The organism is Nocardia sp. NPDC058114 (genome assembly GCF_042884695.1).
In the GTDB taxonomy this organism is placed as follows: domain Bacteria; phylum Actinomycetota; class Actinomycetes; order Mycobacteriales; family Mycobacteriaceae; genus Nocardia.
Genome location: NZ_JBHVTK010000016.1, coordinates 1 through 16,925, shown reverse-complemented (window position 1 = coordinate 16,925; position 16,925 = coordinate 1). Strand labels below are relative to the sequence as shown.

Here is a 16,925-nt window from a genome sequence, read left to right as displayed (position 1 = left end):
GAAGGGGCGCGTGTCATGCAGTTGATCGAGAACATCTCGGCGGCCATCGAGAAGCAGATCGGGCGCAGGCCCTGGCTGGATCATCTGGTCAGGGCCGGTGGGCGGTTCCAGAGCCAGCGCGGTGACTTCTTCGCCGCCGGCATCACGTATTTCACTGTGCTGTCGCTGTTTCCGCTGCTGATGGTGGCGTTCTCGGTGGCCGGTTTCATTCTGGCCGGGCACCCGGACCTGCTGAGCGAGTTGCAGGACAAGGTCGTCGAGAAGATTCCCAGTTCCTTCGGCACTCAGATCAACGACCTCATCGAACAGGCGATCAATTCCCGCGGCACGGTCGGCGTCATCGGCTTGCTGGTCGGGCTCTACACCGGGCTCGGCTGGATCGCCAACCTGCGGGCCGCGCTCACCGAGCAGTGGGCCAGTCACAGCCCCGAGAAGCCGTGGTGGCTGGCCAAACTGTCGGATATCGGCGCGTTGATCGGTCTCGGCCTGGCCTTCGTGGTGTCGCTCGGTTTGTCGGCGGTCTCGGCGAGCGGGGTGGGCAAGGGGGTGCTCGAGCTGCTGGGGGCGGATCATCTGCCCGGGGCGGGTCTGGTGCTGCGGCTGGTTTCGATCGCGCTCGGACTGCTCGCGTCGTGGGCGGTGTTCGCGTGGATGATCGCGCGGCTGCCGCGCGAGCCGGTGTCGTTGCGCAGTGCGGCGCGGGCGGCGGTGCTGGCGGCGGTGGCCTTCGAGATCTTCAAGATCATCGCCGCGATCTACCTGCGGGCGGTGCTGTCCAGTCCGGTGGGGGCGACGTTCGGGTCGATCATCGGCCTGATGGTCTTCAGCTACATGTCCTATCGGATCCTGCTGTTCGCGACGGCGTGGGCGGCGACGTCGTCGGACAACGAACGTGCCGCGACGGTCGCGCCGCCGGACGCGGTGGTCATCCGGCCGCGGGTGGTCGAGCACGGGATGTCGACCGGGAGCGGCGCCGCCTACTTCGGGGCGGGGGCGGTGGCGGCACTGGCCCTGATGCTGGTGGGCAAGCGGCGGTAGCGCCCGGCCCTCGGTGTCAGCGCCTGCGTCGGAAGGCCCTGCGCGCCCAGAGCAGCAGCACGAGCACCAGCACGGGCCCGCCGATCAAGGTGGCGATGCGGGCGCCCTGATGTGCCGGTTGGACCGGGTCGGCTCGGGTGCCGTCGGCGCGCGGCGGGGGCGACGCCAGGGGAACGCTGGGTTGCACTGCCTCGCTGCCTGATTCGGGTAGCTTGCCGATCCTGGCTTGGGTGTCGAGGGCGAAACCGTAGTCCAGCAGCCGGGCGGCCTGCTCCCAGGGCCGGATCGGGCGCACGTCGGCCTTGAGCAGGGTGACCACCAGTCGGTGCCCGTCGCGTTCGGCGGCGGCGACAAAGGTCTGACGGGCGTCGTCGGTGAAACCGGTCTTGCCGCCGATCGCGCCCGCGTAGTTGTAGAGCAGCTGGTTGTCGTTGGCGATCGGGAAGCCGGGGTGGTCCTTGTCGTCGGGAATCTTGGGGTCGGCGGGGAACCCGGGGAAGTCGACCTGCTCGGTGTGGATCAGTTCGGCGAACAGGGGGATGTTCATCGCCTCGCGGAACAGCACCGACAGGTCGTAGGCCGAGGTGCTCATGCCGGGCCCGTCGAGGCCGGACGGCGTCGCCGCGCGAGTGTCCAACGCGCGCAACGACTTCGCCACCTCGTTCATCTTCGCCACGGCGGCCTTGTCGCCGCCGAGCTGGGTGGCGATGGCGTGGGCGGCGTCGTTGCCCGAGCACATGATCAGGGCCTGCATGAGCTGGCGGTTGGTGTAGCGGCCACCGGGGCCGATGCCGACCCTGGTGCCGTCGACATCGGCGTCGGCCTGGGTGCCGACCACGACCTTGTCCAGATCCAGGCTGCGCAGCGCGACGATGGCCAGGGCGACCTTGATGGTGCTGGCGGGGCGGTAGCGGCCGTGCGGATCCTTGGCGGCGAGTACGCGACCGGTGTCGAGGTCGGAGACCATCCACGCGGTCGCCGAGATCTCGGCGGGCACCGGGGGTGCGCCGTCGGGCACGATCACGCCGCAATCGCCCATCCGCTGACCGCCGACGGCGGGGGAGGGGACGGGGAGCTGGGTCGGTGTCGGCTCGCCGGGCGCAGGCACCTCCGAGGTGTCGATCGGTGCGGGCGGCTGCGTCTTCTGTGGGCAGTCGTCGGTGTTCGGCGTGGTGAACGGGGGTGTGGTGGTGGTACTCGAGCCGCCGTCGGTGGCGGGAACGGCGAAGGCTGGAGCGCCTGCGAGTGCGGTGACGGTGACGGCAGCACCGAGAAGGCATGCGGCGCGCAGGCCGACTTCACGAATCCTCATCGCCTCGCAGCCTAGTAGTCGCTGCTGTGGCGCGTTCGCCGGTCCACGAGCTGACAGGCTTGGACTCGGCGAGGGTATTGACATGAACTAGCAAATGAGAGTTACTATCAAAAAGTAGTAGCTCTCAATTTGGAGGAGATATGCGGACGGAAGACACCCGCCGCTGGCTCGCGCTCGGCGCGCTGGCCGTGGCGATGCTCACCATCGGACTCGACGTCACCGTGCTCACGGTGGCCATCCCGACGCTCGCGGTGGACCTGGATGCGAATACCGCTGCGCTGCAGTGGTTCAGCAGCGCTTACACGCTGGCTCTGGCCGCGCTGATGCTGCCCGCGGGCGCGCTAGGCGACCGGTACGGGCGCAAGAAGGTCCTGCTGGCAGCGCTGGTGCTGTTCGGTGTGGCCTCGCTGGCCTGCGCGTTCGCCGATTCGGCGGGCCAGCTCATCGCGGCCAGAGTGGCGCTCGGCGTCGCCGCCGCCGCGATGATGCCGCTGTCGATGGCCGTGCTGCCGGTGCTGTTCAGCGAACCGGCGCAACGGCAACGCGCGGTGACGATCTGGGTCACCTCGACCGCGATCGGTCTGCCGCTCGGTCCGATCGTCGGTGGCTGGCTGCTGCAGCACTACTGGTGGGGTTCGGTGTTCCTCATCAATGTGCCGCTGGTGATCATCGGGGCGGTTGCGGTGGCGACCCTGGTGCCGGAATCACACGGCGACAGCAGCTTTCGCATCGACATCGTGGGTGCGCTGCTGTCGGCGGCGGGCATGCTCGGGCTGACCTACGGTTTCATCCGGATCGGCGAACGGGGCTGGGGCGACATCGCAGCGTGGCTCGTTGTGGTGGCGGGCGCCGCGCTGCTCGCCGTCTTCCTGTGGTGGCAGCGTCGCACCGCGCACCCGCTGATCGACCTCACGCTGTTCGCCACTCCCGGATTCCGTTGGGGTACAGCGCTGTCCATCCTCGTCAGTTTCGCCATGTTCGGGATGTTCTTCACCGTCCCGCAGTATTTCCAGGCCGTGCTCGGGGTCGATGCGCTCGGTAGCGGGTTGCGGCTGTTGCCGATGATCGGCGGGCTGGTGATCGGCAGCAGGTTGGTCGACATGTTGCTGCCGCGGCTCGGCCTGCGGGTCATGCTCACCGCCGGGTTCCTGGTACTCGCGGGCGGAATCGGGCTCGGCACGCTCACTCGGGTCGACAGCGGTTACGGCCTGACCGCGCTGTGGACCACAGTGCTCGGTATCGGGATGGGTCTGGTCATGCCCGCCGCCATGGGCATGGCGCTCGGGGAGCTCACCGCCGCCGGTTCCGGGTCGGGTTCGGCACTGCTGCAAGCACTTCGGCAGGCGGGTGGCACCATCGGCGTTGCCGTGCTCGGCACCGTGCTGTCCACCTGGTACCGCGCCGACCTCGGCGCGCTCGACCGCGCACCGATCTCCGACGGTGTCAACGCGGGCGTCGCCCACGCGCGGGAGACCGGTGATCCGGTGATGCTGGCGCAGGTACAGCAGGCCTTCGTCACGGGCATGGACACCATGCTCGGGCTGTGCGCGGCGCTGTGTCTGGTCGCCGGACTCGGCACCGCGCTGTGGCTGCGGCGACCGACGGCACCGGTTACCGAGACGGATGCGGCAGAATCGATACATGTCGGTTGAGATGTCGCTACGCGAGCGGAAGAAGGAGCGGACCCGCCGAACCATCAGGGTCGAGGCGTTCCGGCTGTTCCGGGAACAGGGCTACACCGAGACCACGGTGGAGCAGATCGCGGCGGCGGCCGAGGTATCCCCGAGCACCTTCTTCCGCTACTTCCCGACCAAGGAACAGCTGGTCATCGCCGATGATCAGGACGCGCTGATGATCGAAGCGCTGGAGGCGCAACCGCGCGGCCTGCACCCGCTGACCGCCTTCCGCAACGCCACGGAGGCAGTGTTCTCGGCCATGTCGGCCGCCGACATGGCCTTCGAGCAGGAACGGCACGCACTGCTGTACCACGTCCCGGAGCTGCGCCCGGCGATCGGCCTGGAATTCCAGCGCAGCATCGAATTGGCGGCGCACCTGATGGCCGAATACACCGGCCGGGCTGCCGACGATTTCGAGGTGCGGGTGGCCGCGGGCGCGATGATCGGCACCATGCTCGCCATCGTGACCACCACGCCGGTCAATGCCGAGAATGTCGGTCACGCCCTGCGGTTCCTGCAGGCCGGGCTGCCGTTCGGTCCGGACGACGCACCGAACGGCAGCGATCGGACCTGACTAGTCGGCCTTGCCGTGCTGCACGGGGCAGCCGTGTGCCAGCGGGCCCAGCAGCTTGTTGTTGTCGTAGAAGTGCTCCAGCTCGAGGATGCGCAGGTCCTCGCTGACGCGGGCGATGGTCACACCGAACATCTCGATCTGCTCACCGGTGGGCTGGTGGCCCTTGTACTCGCCCTCGAACTTGCCCCAGTGCCGCCAGCGGAAGCTCACCGACGGCGGGCCCGACAGCACTTCCTGGACCTCCCAGAAGAACCCGCCGGGGAAGGCGGTGTGGAAGATGTGGTGCGAGGAGTCGAAGGTCTCGTTGGCGGAGTCGTAGTACGGGTTGTCGCCGATCAGGATGTTGTAGCTGCCGATCCGAGCGAACTCCTCGGCGTCCTGCCACGTCCCGCCGTTGACCCGGCCTCGGTACTGGTCGGCCACCACCGACAGCCACGTCGCGGGGTCGGCCTTGTGCGAGACCTCCATCTCGAAGACCTTCACCAGGTCCTCGACGATCGCCTCGAGCGAGCCGGGCGCGTGCTCGACGCTGCGCTCGCGCGGGATCACCTCGTGGCTCAGTTCGTAGTCGGGAACGTTGCCGCGCCATTCCTCCGGCGCCGCGGCGGCGATCACGGCTTCCCGGCCCTGCAGCCACAGGGGCGCTTCCGGTTCCGGGTTCTGTTCGGCCTGCGTATCTGTCACGTCCACAGTCATTTTCGGTCTACCCGACCCTTTCAAAAAGCTCGAAGAACGGGTCGAAGGTAACAGTCGCGCATCGGTCGCGTGTGTCGGGTCCCAACAAGTGAGAAACATAAAATGTTGAACTGTGTTCTGTAGCAACGTTTTCGGAGATAGCTACGAGACAGCCCGGGTGGGGTGACCGAGTCTGGCCGGTGTTTCGTCATCCATGGTCGCGAAGAATTCGCCGAGCACGCCGACGATCTGGTCCACCGAATCCGCACAGAACAGCACCGGCTGGTAATGGGTGATGTCGTAGGCGATGGTGCCCATCTCCGCGACATCGAGCGGACGGAGCAGGGCGTGCCGGAATTCGTCGATCTCGCCATAGGACGACAGCAGTCCGGCTCCGTAGCAACGGATTTCGTCGTTCTCCCTGACCACACCGAACTCGAGCGAGAACCAGAAGACATCGGCGAGGAATTTCAGCGCGCTGTCGGTCTCCAGCCGCGCCACCGCGCCACCGACCGTCTCGTACAGCGCCGCGAAACGCGGGCTGGCGATCTGGTTGGCGTGGCCGATGATCTCGTGGATCGCATCGGGTTCCGGGGTGTACAGCGGGGCGGAGTGGTGGCGGATGTACTGGGTGGAGTGGAAGGTGCGTTCGGCGAAGGAGCCGAAGAACTCGCGCAGCGGAACGAGGCCGGCGGCCGGCGCGTACCGGAAGCCGGTGAGGGGGGTGAGCAGCCGCGATACCTCGTCGAGTTGCGGGATGTGATCGTGCGGGAGAGCGAGGTTGCCCGCTGCCTCCCTGACCTCACGGCAGGCATAGACCTCGTGCTTGCGGGCCAGCTCGGCCGAGGCGATTCGCCATACCCGCTGCTCGTCATCGGTGTAGTCGATGTGGGGTACGGGGGCGCCGGGGGAGTAGTCGAGTGCGAGCGCGGCGATGGCGTTGCGGCGCGCGCGGTAGTGCTCGTCGTGCACGCCGGGGTGGTCATCGCTCAGATGCACCGTCACATCGCCGTCACGCTCGCGCGTCACCGGCGAGTAGAGCTGGGCCTCGGTGAACATGACTCCAGGCAAGCACCGCATTCCCGTCGCGACAACAACCACGCCGGCAACTACGCAAACTGCACAGTTGCAGGGGTGGTCACCGTCGGATTCCGGCGGTGAACTGTGTTTTCTGTGTGCTTGCTGCCCGATGCCGACTGCCGCTGTGTGGACTTGCGAACGCGTGGTTTCGGTAACGACGCGGTGAATTAGCGGACGAGCCGAGCCGCCATCACGCAAGATTGCGATCGTAGAAGAGGAGGATGCGTGCGCAACCTGCGAATAGATCTCGATCAGCGCCTGCTGGCCGCTGCGGCCGACATCATGGGCACCGCCGACAGCAATGCCACCGTCAACGAGGCGCTGCGCCGCATCGTTGTGCACGAACGCCAGCTACGCAATTTGGAACGGCTGATGGCCGATTCGGTTTTCAGCGCGGAGCCCACCTAGCGGGTGGATCCGGGTTCGGGTTTCGTCACCCACGTGGTGGCCGAGGGGTAGCCCGGACTTGTCGGTACCCCCTGCGATCATCGACAGTCAGTCACCGATCCGCAGGGGGAAACGATGTCGGTTCCGATCGCGAGTTTGCCTGTCGCCCAACGTCCGCGCGAGCGGCTGCTGATGCTGGGCCCGCACGCGCTCAGCGACGGCGAGCTACTGGCGCTGCTACTCGGCCAGGGGACTCGCGGCCGATCCGCGTTGGAGGTTGCCGCCCAATTGATCGGCGACTACGGCGGATTGGCCGAACTCTCCGCGGCCCGCCCCGAAGAACTGGCCGCTCGCGCGGGCATCGGCCCGGCCAAAGCCGCCACGGTCGTCGCGGCTTTCCATCTCGGCACCCGCTCACGCACGCCCACCGATTCGCTACCGCAGCTCACCACGCCCGAAGACATCGCGGCAGCGGCGATCCCGCTCTTCGCGGGCGCCCGGGTGGAGCGACTTCTCGTGCTCGTCTGCGACACCCAGAACCGTCTGCGCCACCGCGCTTTCGTCGCCGAAGGCGCCATCGACCACGTCGCCGTCCCCGTCCGGGAAATCCTCAACACCGTCCTGCGCCACGACGGCCGAGCCTTCGCCGTGGTCCACAACCACCCCTCCGGCGACCCGGCCCCCAGCCCCGACGACCGCCGAGCCAGCACCCTGCTCCACCAAGCCGCCCGCACGGTAGGTCTGCGCTACCTCGACCACATCGTGGTCGCGGGCGAAACCTGGTCCACCGCACCACCTCTGCCTTGACGGCGCGGAGGCGCCTCAGCCTGCGAAACCGGTGGTGCGAGCCAGATCCGCGAGCATGGCGTCGAACATGATCTCCGGATCGGCCAGGGGGATCGGATAGTTGCCGAACACCTCGAGGGTGACGTGGCCGAACAGCCGGGCCCAGATCTGCACCATCAGGTAGGTCACGCCGAGATCCAGCTTCTCGGCGGGGAACTTCTGTCCCGACTCCGAGAGCATGGCCAGCAGGTCGGTCTGGAAGCCGATGAGGTCCTCGCGCAACGCGGCCGGGATGGTCTCGCCTGGTGGGGTGGCGATCTCGAAGTTCGCCAGCAGCCTGCCCGCCGCGGCAAGGAAGATCCGGCCGAAGGGTTCGTCGAAGCGGCGCATCATCGGCCGCCCCGAGGTGGGCGAGGCGAACACCAGGGTGAATTCCCGCGGGTTCGCCAGCGCCCAGTGCCGGAACCCCCGGCAGATGGCCAGGAACTGCACCGCGCCGTCGTCGGGCAGCGGCTCGATCTCGGTCGAGAGGAACTCGGCCAGATCGGCGCAGAACTCCACCCGCATCCGCTCGATCAACTCGTCGCGCGACGAATAGTGCCGGTACAGCGCGGGCGCGGTGACGCCGAGTTCGCGTGCGATCGCCCGCAGGGTGACCGAATCGGGGCCTTGCCCGGCCAGCAGCGCCCGCGTGACCCGCCGGATATCGGCGTCGGTCACGACAGGCACACGGCCACGTGCCTTGCCCGTCAAGCGGCCACCCCTTCGATCATGTGTCGGTTCAAGCGTATTCGACTTCCCACCGCTTGATGCCGTTGAGCCAGCCGCTGCGCAGCCGCACCGGATCGGAGACCTGGCGCAGGTTCGGCATCGCGTCGGCAATGGCATTGAACATCAGGTCGATCTCCAGGCGGGCCAGATTCGCGCCGACACAGTAGTGCGTTCCGGTGCCGCCGAAGCCGACGTGCGGGTTGGGATCGCGCAGGACGTCGAACCGGAACGGGTCGGCGAAGGCGTCTTCGTCGAAATTGGCCGAGCTGTAGAACAATCCGATCCGCTGGCCCTTCTTGATCTGCTGCCCGCCCAGTTCCAGGTCACGCGTCGCGGTGCGCTGGAACGCGGTCACCGGCGTCGCCCAGCGCACGATCTCGTCCGGTGCGGTGCGCGGGCGCTGCTGCTTGTAGAGCTCCCACTGGTCCGGGTTGTCGACGAAGGCCTTCATGCCGTGGGTGATCGAATTGCGGGTGGTCTCGTTGCCCGCCACCGCGAGCAGGATGACGAAGAATGCGAACTCGTCCGAACCGAGGTGCTCGCCGTCGACGTCGGCGTTGACCAGCTGGGTGACGATGTCGGAGGCCGGACAGCCGCGGCGCTGTTCGGCCATGTTCCAGGCGTAGCCCATCACCTCGGCGGTCGCGGTGTGGTGATTGCCCTCGAACTCCGGATCGTCGTAGGAGATCATCTGGTTGGTCCAGTCGAACAGCTTCATGCGGTCCTCCTGCGGCACGCCGATCAGCTCGGCGATGGCCTGCAGCGGCAGCTCGCACGCGATCTGCTCGACGAAGTCGCCGCGACCGGACTTCTTGGCCTCCCACACGATCTTCTCGGCCCGCTCGGTGAGCGCGGCCCGCAGATTCTCCACCGCGCGCGGGGTGAAGCCCTTCGACACGATGCGCCGGATCTTGGTGTGCTGCGGCGGATCCAGGTTCAGCATGAGCATGTTGCCGAGCATGTCGATCTGCTCGCGCGTGGTCTCCTCGTTGAACCGGATGATCGCCGTGTTCTCGTGCGAGGAGAAGTCCTCCGGATTCTTCGAGATCTCCTTGATGTCGGCCAGCTTGGACACCACCCAGTACCCGCCGTCGTCGAACCCGCTGGCGCGGTCGGGCTGCGCGCACCACCAGACCGGCGCGGTGCGCCGCAATTGCGCGAACTCCTCGATCGGCAATCGGCTGGCGAGGAGGTCGGGATCGGTGAAATCGAATCCCGCGGGGATGTTTGTGCTGGTCACGGCAGTCTCCTTCGATCCGGTGCGCGGACTTCGCACCGTGATGTGGAACACGTTCACCACGATGAAACCACGTCGGAACCCTTTATGAACAGTGTTTAGTAATACCTGTTCACAAACTGGTTCGATGGGCTCGGGAGGCGTGGTCCGGCCCGGGATCCTCCGATTCGCCGACCACCACCAGCGGTCCTGGGCAAGATGGCGGCGTGGACCTGCCGTTTCTGCGTGCGCACCCGCACCTGCTTCCGACGTTCCTCGCTCATCAGCGGCTGCGGACGACGCCCGTCGCGGGTGGGTCGATCAGCGTCGCCGAGCGGATCTTGCTCGACGACGGGACGCATCTGTTCCTGAAGACCTGGCCCGGCGGGGTGTCCGCTGCCCCGACCGCCGAGCGGGCGCCCGCTCCGTCCGGACTCTTCGCGGCGGAGGCGCAAGGGCTTCGCTGGCTGCGAGAGGCCGGTGGTGTCGCGGTGCCGGAGTTGTACGCGCAGACCGATGAACTGCTGTTGATGCAGTGGGTCGACCATGCTGAGCCGACCGCCGCTGCCGCCGAGCGATTCGGTGCGGGATTGGCGGTGACCCACAGCGCGGGCGCCCCCGAATTCGGCGCTGCCGCCACGGGTTTCCTCGCCGGTCTGCCCCTCGACAACACCCCCGGCGAGGACTGGCCCACCTGGTACCGCGAACGCCGAATCCTGCCGTACCTGAAACTCGCCGTCGACGCGGGCGCCCTCGACCCCGCCGACGCCACCCACATCGAATCGATTCACATCGAAGCCCCCGACGAAGCCCCTGCCCGAATCCACGGCGACCTCTGGCCGGGAAACATCCTCTGGGGCCCCTCCGGCACCCCCTGGCTGATCGACCCCGCCGCCCACGGCGGCCACCCCGAAACGGACCTGTCCACCCTGTCCCTCTTCGGCGGCGCCCCCTATCTCCCCCGAATCGTCGCCGCCTACAACGACGTCCACCCCTTGGCCCCCGATTGGCAAACCCGCATCCCCCTCCATCAGCTCCACCTCCTCCTGGCCCACGCCGTCCTCTTCGGCCGTTCCTATCGAACCGCCGTCTTGGACGCGGCCTCCCATTACCGCTAGTGCGTCTGACGGGACATGGTGTGTCAGAACGAGGTAGGGGTACTGGTTGTCAATGACGAAGGCCACCAACATCATTCGACGCTGATGGCCTTTGTCGGTCAGGCGTTCAGATCGGCGACGGCTCCTGTCGTCGTAGTGCGGGCAGGACTCGGGGTGCCGATCGGGTCGCCCATACTGCGAACCCGATGTAGAGCGCCTGTTCCGGGATTCGCTGCCACAGGGGCGATGCGGGCTCGCCCGCGAACGGGATGTCGTTGAGGGCGGCGTAGATGTTGGCGGGGAGGAGCAGGAGGAACAGCGGCACCAGGGCCCAGCCCGCGATCCACCTCGTGCGGGTGAGGATCAGGCCGAGCGCGGCGAGGAGTTCCAGGACGCCGCTGGCCAGGACCATGAAGCCGGGGAACGGGACGAAGGGCGGGATCATGGCGACCATGTCGGCGTAGTTGGGCATCACGGTGACGCTCGCGGGCATGAAGTGCGCGGTGCCCGTCATCACCAGCATGACGGCCAGTGCGTGGGCGGCGCCGGCGGACCACGAGGCGAAACGGGTTACGCCGAGCGCTCCGAGCGTGCGAAAGACAACGAGCGAGCCGACCAGGGCGACGAGGGTGATCATAAGTACTCCCAGAATGGATACTGACACTATCTACTATGGATAGTAACACTATCCACCCTGTCGTCATTCCCCGCAAGTGCCGACCAACGACAAAGGCCGCCCACACCTTTCGGTGTGGACGGCCTGACAAGCGAGAAGGTCAGCGGGTGAAGAGCAGGGCTCGCTTGACTTCCTGGATCGCCTTGGTGACCTCGATGCCACGGGGGCACGCGTCGGTGCAGTTGAAGGTGGTGCGGCAGCGCCAGACACCTTCGACGTCGTTGAGGATGTCGAGGCGCTCGCGGGCGCCTTCGTCGCGGCTGTCGAAGATGAAGCGGTGGGCGTTCACGATCGCGGCCGGGCCGAAGTAGCTGCCGTCGGTCCAGTACACGGGGCACGACGTGGTGCAGCAGGCGCACAGGATGCACTTGGTGGTGTCATCGAAGCGGGCCCGGTCGGCCTGGCTCTGGATCTGCTCGCGGGTGGGCTCGTTACCCGAGGTCATCAGGTACGGCTTCACCGCGCGGAACGCGTCGAAGAACGGCTCCATGTCGACCACGAGGTCCTTCTCCACGGGCAGGCCGCGGATCGGCTCGACGGTCATGGTGAGGGTCTTGTCGCCCTTGGGCAGCATGTCCTTCATCAGCACCTTGCAGGCCAGCCGGTTCACACCGTTGATCCGCATGGCGTCGGAGCCACACACACCGTGGGCGCAGGAGCGCCGGAAGGTGAGGGTGCCGTCCAGGTAGGACTTGATGTAGATGAGCACGTTGAGGAAGCGGTCGGTCGGCAGGACCGGCACCTGGAACGAGTCCCAGTGCGCGCCCTTGTCGTCCTCGGTGCTGAACCGGGCGATCTTGACGGTGACCATGACCGAGCCCTCGGGGACCGGCGCCGGCTTCTGCTTGGTGGGTTCGATAACAGCAGTCATCAGTACTTACGCTCCATCGGCTCGTAGCGGGTCTGCACCACCGGCTTGAAGTCGAGGCGGATCTCGGAGATGAGCTCCGGGCCCTCCTTGTACGCCATCGTGTGCCGCATGAAGTTCGTGTCGTCGCGGTCCGGGTAGTCCTCGCGAGCGTGGCCGCCACGCGATTCCTTGCGGTTGAGCGCGCCGACGACGGTGACTTCGGCCAGCTCGAGCAGGAAGCCCAGCTCGACAGCCTCGAGCAGGTCGCTGTTGTAGCGCTTGCCCTTGTCCTGCACCGTGATCCGGGTGTAGCGCTCCTTGAGCGTGTGGATATCGGTGAGGACCTTCTTGAGGGTTTCCTCGGTGCGGAACACGCCCGCGTTCGCATCCATCGTGGCCTGCAGCTCGGTGCGGATGTCGGCCACGCGCTCGTTGCCGTGGTCGGACAGGATCAGCTCGAGCCAGTCCATCACCATCTGCGACGGGTTCTCCGGCATCTCGGTGAACTCGGTGCGGTTGGCGTACTCGGCGGCCGCGATGCCGGCGCGACGGCCGAACACGTTGATGTCGAGCAGCGAGTTGGTGCCGAGACGGTTCGCGCCGTGCACCGAGACGCACGCGCACTCACCGGCGGCGTAGAGGCCGGGCACCACGTCGGTGTTGTTGCGCAGCACCTCGCCACGGATCTTGGTCGGGATACCACCCATGACGTAGTGGCAGGTCGGCATGACCGGCACCAGCTCGGTCACCGGGTCCACGCCGAGGTACGTGCGCGCGAACTCGGTGATGTCGGGCAGCTTCTCCTCGAGCACGTCGGCGCCGAGGTGGGTCACGTCGATGTAGACGTAGTCCTTGTTCGGGCCGGCGCCACGGCCCTCGGCCACCTCGAGCACCATCGAGCGGGCGACGATGTCACGCGGCGCGAGGTCCTTGATGGTGGGGGCGTAGCGCTCCATGAAGCGCTCACCGGAGGCGTTGCGCAGGATGCCGCCTTCACCACGCACGGCCTCGGAGATGAGGATGCCCAGGCCGGCGAGGCCTGTCGGGTGGAACTGGTGGAACTCCATGTCCTCGAGCGGCAGGCCCTTACGGAACACGATCGCCATGCCGTCACCGGTCAGCGTGTGCGCGTTCGAGGTGGTCTTGTACATGCGGCCCGAGCCGCCGGTGGCGAACACGATCGACTTCGCGTGGAAGATGTGGATCTCGCCGGTCGACAGCTCGTAGGCGACGACGCCGGTGGCGACGGGGCCACGATCGGACTCGGTCATCACCAGGTCGAGCACGTAGAACTCGTTGTAGAACTCGACGTCGTGCTTGACGCAGTTCTGGTAGAGCGTCTGCAGGATCATGTGACCGGTGCGGTCGGCGGCATAACACGCGCGACGCACGGGCGCCTTGCCGTGGTCACGGGTGTGGCCACCGAAACGACGCTGGTCGATCTTGCCCTCGGGCGTGCGGTTGAACGGCAGGCCCATCTTCTCCAGGTCCATGACCGCGTCGATGGCCTCTTTGGCCATGATCTCCGCGGCGTCCTGGTCGACGAGGTAGTCGCCACCCTTGACGGTGTCGAAGGTGTGCCATTCCCAGTTGTCTTCTTCGACGTTGGCCAGCGCGGCGCACATGCCACCCTGGGCCGCGCCGGTGTGGCTACGGGTCGGGTACAGCTTGGTCAGGACCGCGGTGCGAGCGCGCGGGCCGGCCTCGATCGCCGCGCGCATGCCCGCGCCACCGGCGCCGACGATGACCACGTCGTAGCGATGCTCCTGAATCGGACGGGATTCACTCATGCGAGGTGGCCTGTTCCTAACCTGTGATGTTGGGGTCGAAGGTGAAGATGACGTACGTGCCGACGGCGACGACCAGGATCATCGACAGCACGAGGATGACCTTCAGCCAGAACCGGGTGGAGTCCTTGCGCGAGTAGTCGTCGATGATGACGCGCAGACCGTTGCCGCCGTGCAGCTGAGCCAGCCACAGCATGGACAGATCCCAGAACTGCCAGAACGGGCTCGACCAGCGACCGGCCACGAACGCGAAGTTCAGCCGGTTCACGCCGCCGTCGATCATCAGCATGATGAACATGTGGCCGAGCACGAGAACGATCAGGAACAGGCCGGAGATGCGCATGAACAGCCATGCGTACTTCTCGAAGTTGCCGTTCGACTTGCCACGCGGCGAACGCGGGGAGTCGAGGCTGGCCGGGCGATCGTAGGACTTGCCGAGGACAGGTGCAGACATATCAGTGCTCCGTCAGCAGGTAGAAGAACTGGCGGCCGACGCCCGCGGCGGAGACCAGAACCCAGATGGTGAGGACGATCCACAGCATCTGCTTCTGGAATCGCGGACCCTGGGACCAGAAGTCGACCAGGATGACCCGGACACCGTTGAGGGCGTGGAACAGGACGGCGACGACGAGACCCATCTCCATCAACGCCACGACGGGGTTCTTGTAGAGCTCGATCGCGTGGTCGTAGGTATCCGGGTTGACCCGGACGAGTGCCGTGTCCAACACATGCGCGAAGAGGAAGAAGAACAGCGTGACACCGGTGATCCGGTGCAGCGCCCACGACCACATGCCAGGGTCGCCGCGGTACAGCGTCTTCCGCTTCGGCTGGGCCGGAGCCGGAGCTTCTATCGTGGTCATAGAGTGCGGTGCCTCCAACGTCGTTGATGGACCCGGTCACAGATCCGACGCCGGCATGCGTGGAGAGGCAAATGCCCAGGTGGCTGCGCTGTATTCTTGAGCGCTGGCCCGCCGCCGGGAACCTGAACCGATCTTCGGTGAACTCTAATCCCCTCTGTTTCGCGGAACTAATTCGGCGTGCCGTGCGTTGCGCGTAAAACAGGCGAGTTAGGTTTACCTTTCTCGATGCCGGATACTGGTGTTTCGGCCCCTGTTTCCCGGTGTTCGGCGGGATCGGCTGGAGGTTATCGGTGCCCGAAATCGACTGGAATACGTTGCATGACATGGCAATTCGGGCAATGGGGTCGGCGTACGCCCCGTACTCGGGTTTCCCCGTCGGCGCCGCTGCTCTCAGCGCGGATGGCCGAATTGTGAGCGGATGCAATGTGGAAAATGTCTCATATGGGCTAACCCTGTGTGCCGAATGCGTACTCGTCGGTAACTTATTTGCGTCGGGTGGCGGCCGTCTCGTCGCCGTCTCGGTGACCGATTCTCGCGGCGAAATCCTGATGCCCTGTGGGCGCTGTCGTCAGCTGCTGTTCGAACACGGCGGGGGCGAACTACTGGTGGACCACGCCGACGGCCCGAAGCCGCTGTCGGAGCTCCTGCCCTACGCCTTCGGACCGGATGATCTGGCGGCCGGGCAGCAGTAGCCGGGCAGCAGTGCCAGACTTGGCGCCATGACGGCACTGGATGCGGTTTCGGTCATTACTACCAAGCGTGACGGCGGCGAGCTGTCCGACGCACAGATCGACTGGGTGGTGGACGCGTTCACCCGGGGGACCGTGGCCGACGAGCAGATGTCGGCCATGGCCATGGCGATCGTGTGGCGGGGGATGACCCGGCGCGAAACCGCGCGGTGGACGGCGGCGATGATCGGGTCGGGCAGCCGGATGGACTTCACCGACCTGCCGCGACCCACCGTCGACAAGCATTCGACCGGTGGGGTCGGCGACAAGATCACCCTCCCGTTGGCTCCGCTGGTGGCCGCGTGTGGGGCCGCGGTGCCGCAGTTGTCCGGGCGAGGGCTCGGGCACACCGGTGGGACGCTGGACAAGCTCGAGTCGATCCCCGGCTGGCAGGCCGATGTGACGGTGCCGCGGATGCGGGAGATCCTGGCCGACCCGGCGATCGGCGCGGTGATCTGCGCGGCGGGTGCTGATCTGGCGCCGGCCGACAAGCGGCTCTACGCGCTGCGGGATGTAACGGGGACGGTCGAGTCGATTCCGTTGATCGCGAGTTCGATCATGAGCAAGAAGATCGCCGAGGGGACAGCGGCGCTGGTGCTGGATGTGAAGGTCGGGTCGGGCGCCTTCTTGAAGACTCTCGACGGCGCTCGCGAACTCGCGACGGCGATGGTCGAACTCGGGCGCGATGCGGGTGTGAACACGGTCGCCTTGCTGACCGCGATGGATACTCCGCTCGGGCGGACTGCGGGTAATGCGATGGAAGTCGCCGAGTCGGTGGAGGTGCTCGCTGGTGGGGGACCTGCGGATGTGGTCGAGCTGACTTTGACGCTCGCCCGAGAGATGGTCGCGCAAGCCGGGCTGCATATCGATCCTGCTGATGTTCTCGCTGACGGCCGGGCTATGGATCACTGGCGGGCGATGATTCAGGCGCAAGGTGGGGATCCGGACGCTGCTCTGCCCGTCGCCCGGCATACCGAGATCGTGCGGGCCGAATCGAGTGGGGTGCTGACCCGGCTCGATGCGATGGGGGTGGGGGTTGCTGCTTGGCGGTTGGGGGCGGGGCGTGCTCGTCAGGGGGAGAAGGTGCAGGCGGGCGCCGGGATCGAGATGCATGCCAAGCCGGGGGACCTGGTGGTGGTGGGGCAGGCGCTGTTGACGTTGCACACGGATACGCCGGATGCATTTGCGGGGGCTTTGGCGGCGCTCGAGGGGGCTGTGACGATCGAGTCCGCGCCGGATGGGAAGCCGGGGGAGTTGGTGCTCGGGCGGATCGGCTGACAAGGGTTGGTAGTCCCAGGTCGGTTTGACGCTGTGTTTTTGGCGCGCTGGCGCGCGCGTGTCCGCGGCCCTGAGGGGCCGCCGGTCAGGCACCGGGGCTTGCTCCTTCGTCGCCTACGCCCCGGCGCCTGACC

The 16,925-nt window shown here is 66.7% G+C and carries 18 protein-coding genes; 8 read left to right on the top strand and 10 right to left on the bottom strand.

Annotation, left to right across the window (positions count from 1 at the left end; all coding sequences use genetic code 11):
• The first annotated feature begins 15 nt into the window (after positions 1-15).
• A complete protein-coding gene (gene yhjD, locus ACFVVI_RS33540; RefSeq protein ID WP_387448751.1) occupies positions 16-1,038 on the top strand; it encodes an inner membrane protein YhjD in 1,023 nt (340 codons plus the stop codon).
• A 16-nt stretch (positions 1,039-1,054) separates the two neighbouring features.
• Here yhjD and ACFVVI_RS33535 read toward each other — a convergent pair whose 3' ends face one another.
• Complete coding sequence (locus ACFVVI_RS33535; RefSeq protein ID WP_378996757.1) at positions 1,055-2,350, bottom strand: D-alanyl-D-alanine carboxypeptidase family protein; 1,296 nt, start codon at positions 2,348-2,350, stop codon at positions 1,055-1,057.
• 140 nt (positions 2,351-2,490) lie between these two features.
• On the opposite strand from ACFVVI_RS33535, the gene ACFVVI_RS33530 reads away from it, so the two are divergent.
• A complete protein-coding gene (locus ACFVVI_RS33530; protein ID WP_387448746.1) occupies positions 2,491-4,002 on the top strand; it encodes a DHA2 family efflux MFS transporter permease subunit in 1,512 nt (503 codons plus the stop codon).
• Positions 3,992-4,600 (top strand): TetR family transcriptional regulator, encoded by a 609-nt coding sequence (locus tag ACFVVI_RS33525; RefSeq protein WP_387448743.1) that lies wholly within the window; start codon positions 3,992-3,994, stop codon positions 4,598-4,600. Before ACFVVI_RS33530 ends, ACFVVI_RS33525 begins: the two co-directional genes overlap by 11 nt.
• Here ACFVVI_RS33525 and ACFVVI_RS33520 read toward each other — a convergent pair whose 3' ends face one another.
• On the bottom strand, positions 4,601-5,284 hold the full coding sequence (locus ACFVVI_RS33520; protein WP_387448741.1) for an ester cyclase: 684 nt from the start codon (positions 5,282-5,284) through the stop codon (positions 4,601-4,603). It abuts the gene before it with no gap.
• Between the two features lie 153 nt (positions 5,285-5,437).
• Complete coding sequence (locus tag ACFVVI_RS33515) at positions 5,438-6,334, bottom strand: phenylalanine 4-monooxygenase (RefSeq protein WP_387448738.1); 897 nt, start codon at positions 6,332-6,334, stop codon at positions 5,438-5,440.
• 246 nt (positions 6,335-6,580) lie between these two features.
• On the opposite strand from ACFVVI_RS33515, the gene ACFVVI_RS33510 reads away from it, so the two are divergent.
• Positions 6,581-6,763: a type II toxin-antitoxin system VapB family antitoxin gene (locus ACFVVI_RS33510; protein ID WP_378635482.1), complete on the top strand. Its 183-nt coding sequence runs from the start codon at positions 6,581-6,583 to the stop codon at positions 6,761-6,763.
• A 114-nt stretch (positions 6,764-6,877) separates the two neighbouring features.
• Positions 6,878-7,549: a RadC family protein gene (locus ACFVVI_RS33505; RefSeq protein ID WP_378996749.1), complete on the top strand. Its 672-nt coding sequence runs from the start codon at positions 6,878-6,880 to the stop codon at positions 7,547-7,549.
• Positions 7,550-7,564: 15 nt separating this feature from the next.
• Here ACFVVI_RS33505 and ACFVVI_RS33500 read toward each other — a convergent pair whose 3' ends face one another.
• Complete coding sequence (locus tag ACFVVI_RS33500; protein ID WP_378996787.1) at positions 7,565-8,248, bottom strand: TetR/AcrR family transcriptional regulator; 684 nt, start codon at positions 8,246-8,248, stop codon at positions 7,565-7,567.
• Between the two features lie 61 nt (positions 8,249-8,309).
• Positions 8,310-9,539 (bottom strand): cytochrome P450, encoded by a 1,230-nt coding sequence (locus ACFVVI_RS33495; protein WP_378635489.1) that lies wholly within the window; start codon positions 9,537-9,539, stop codon positions 8,310-8,312.
• Positions 9,540-9,742: 203 nt separating this feature from the next.
• On the opposite strand from ACFVVI_RS33495, the gene ACFVVI_RS33490 reads away from it, so the two are divergent.
• Entirely contained in the window at positions 9,743-10,633 is an 891-nt protein-coding gene (locus ACFVVI_RS33490; protein ID WP_387448734.1) for a fructosamine kinase family protein, read from the top strand.
• Positions 10,634-10,739: 106 nt separating this feature from the next.
• Here ACFVVI_RS33490 and ACFVVI_RS33485 read toward each other — a convergent pair whose 3' ends face one another.
• From ACFVVI_RS33485 to sdhC, 5 genes are all read right to left on the bottom strand, one after another.
• Positions 10,740-11,249 (bottom strand): hypothetical protein, encoded by a 510-nt coding sequence (locus ACFVVI_RS33485; protein ID WP_387448731.1) that lies wholly within the window; start codon positions 11,247-11,249, stop codon positions 10,740-10,742.
• Positions 11,250-11,388: 139 nt separating this feature from the next.
• Positions 11,389-12,159, bottom strand: coding sequence for a succinate dehydrogenase iron-sulfur subunit (locus tag ACFVVI_RS33480; protein WP_378996743.1), 771 nt, complete (start codon positions 12,157-12,159; stop codon positions 11,389-11,391).
• On the bottom strand, positions 12,159-13,910 hold the full coding sequence (gene sdhA / locus ACFVVI_RS33475; RefSeq protein ID WP_378971801.1) for a succinate dehydrogenase flavoprotein subunit: 1,752 nt from the start codon (positions 13,908-13,910) through the stop codon (positions 12,159-12,161). The genes ACFVVI_RS33480 and sdhA overlap by 1 nt, the downstream gene beginning before the upstream one ends.
• A 34-nt stretch (positions 13,911-13,944) precedes the next feature.
• Complete coding sequence (locus tag ACFVVI_RS33470) at positions 13,945-14,379, bottom strand: succinate dehydrogenase hydrophobic membrane anchor subunit (protein ID WP_378996741.1); 435 nt, start codon at positions 14,377-14,379, stop codon at positions 13,945-13,947.
• 1 nt (position 14,380) lies between these two features.
• Positions 14,381-14,785 (bottom strand): succinate dehydrogenase, cytochrome b556 subunit, encoded by a 405-nt coding sequence (sdhC, locus tag ACFVVI_RS33465; protein WP_358179944.1) that lies wholly within the window; start codon positions 14,783-14,785, stop codon positions 14,381-14,383.
• A 290-nt stretch (positions 14,786-15,075) separates the two neighbouring features.
• Between sdhC and ACFVVI_RS33460 the strand changes: the two genes are divergently transcribed.
• Positions 15,076-15,477 carry a cytidine deaminase gene (locus ACFVVI_RS33460; protein WP_378996739.1) on the top strand — a complete coding sequence of 134 codons (402 nt, stop codon included), beginning with the start codon at positions 15,076-15,078 and terminating at the stop codon, positions 15,475-15,477.
• Positions 15,478-15,504: 27 nt separating this feature from the next.
• Positions 15,505-16,791, top strand: coding sequence for a thymidine phosphorylase (locus ACFVVI_RS33455; protein ID WP_387448725.1), 1,287 nt, complete (start codon positions 15,505-15,507; stop codon positions 16,789-16,791).
• Positions 16,792-16,925 lie beyond the last annotated feature (134 nt).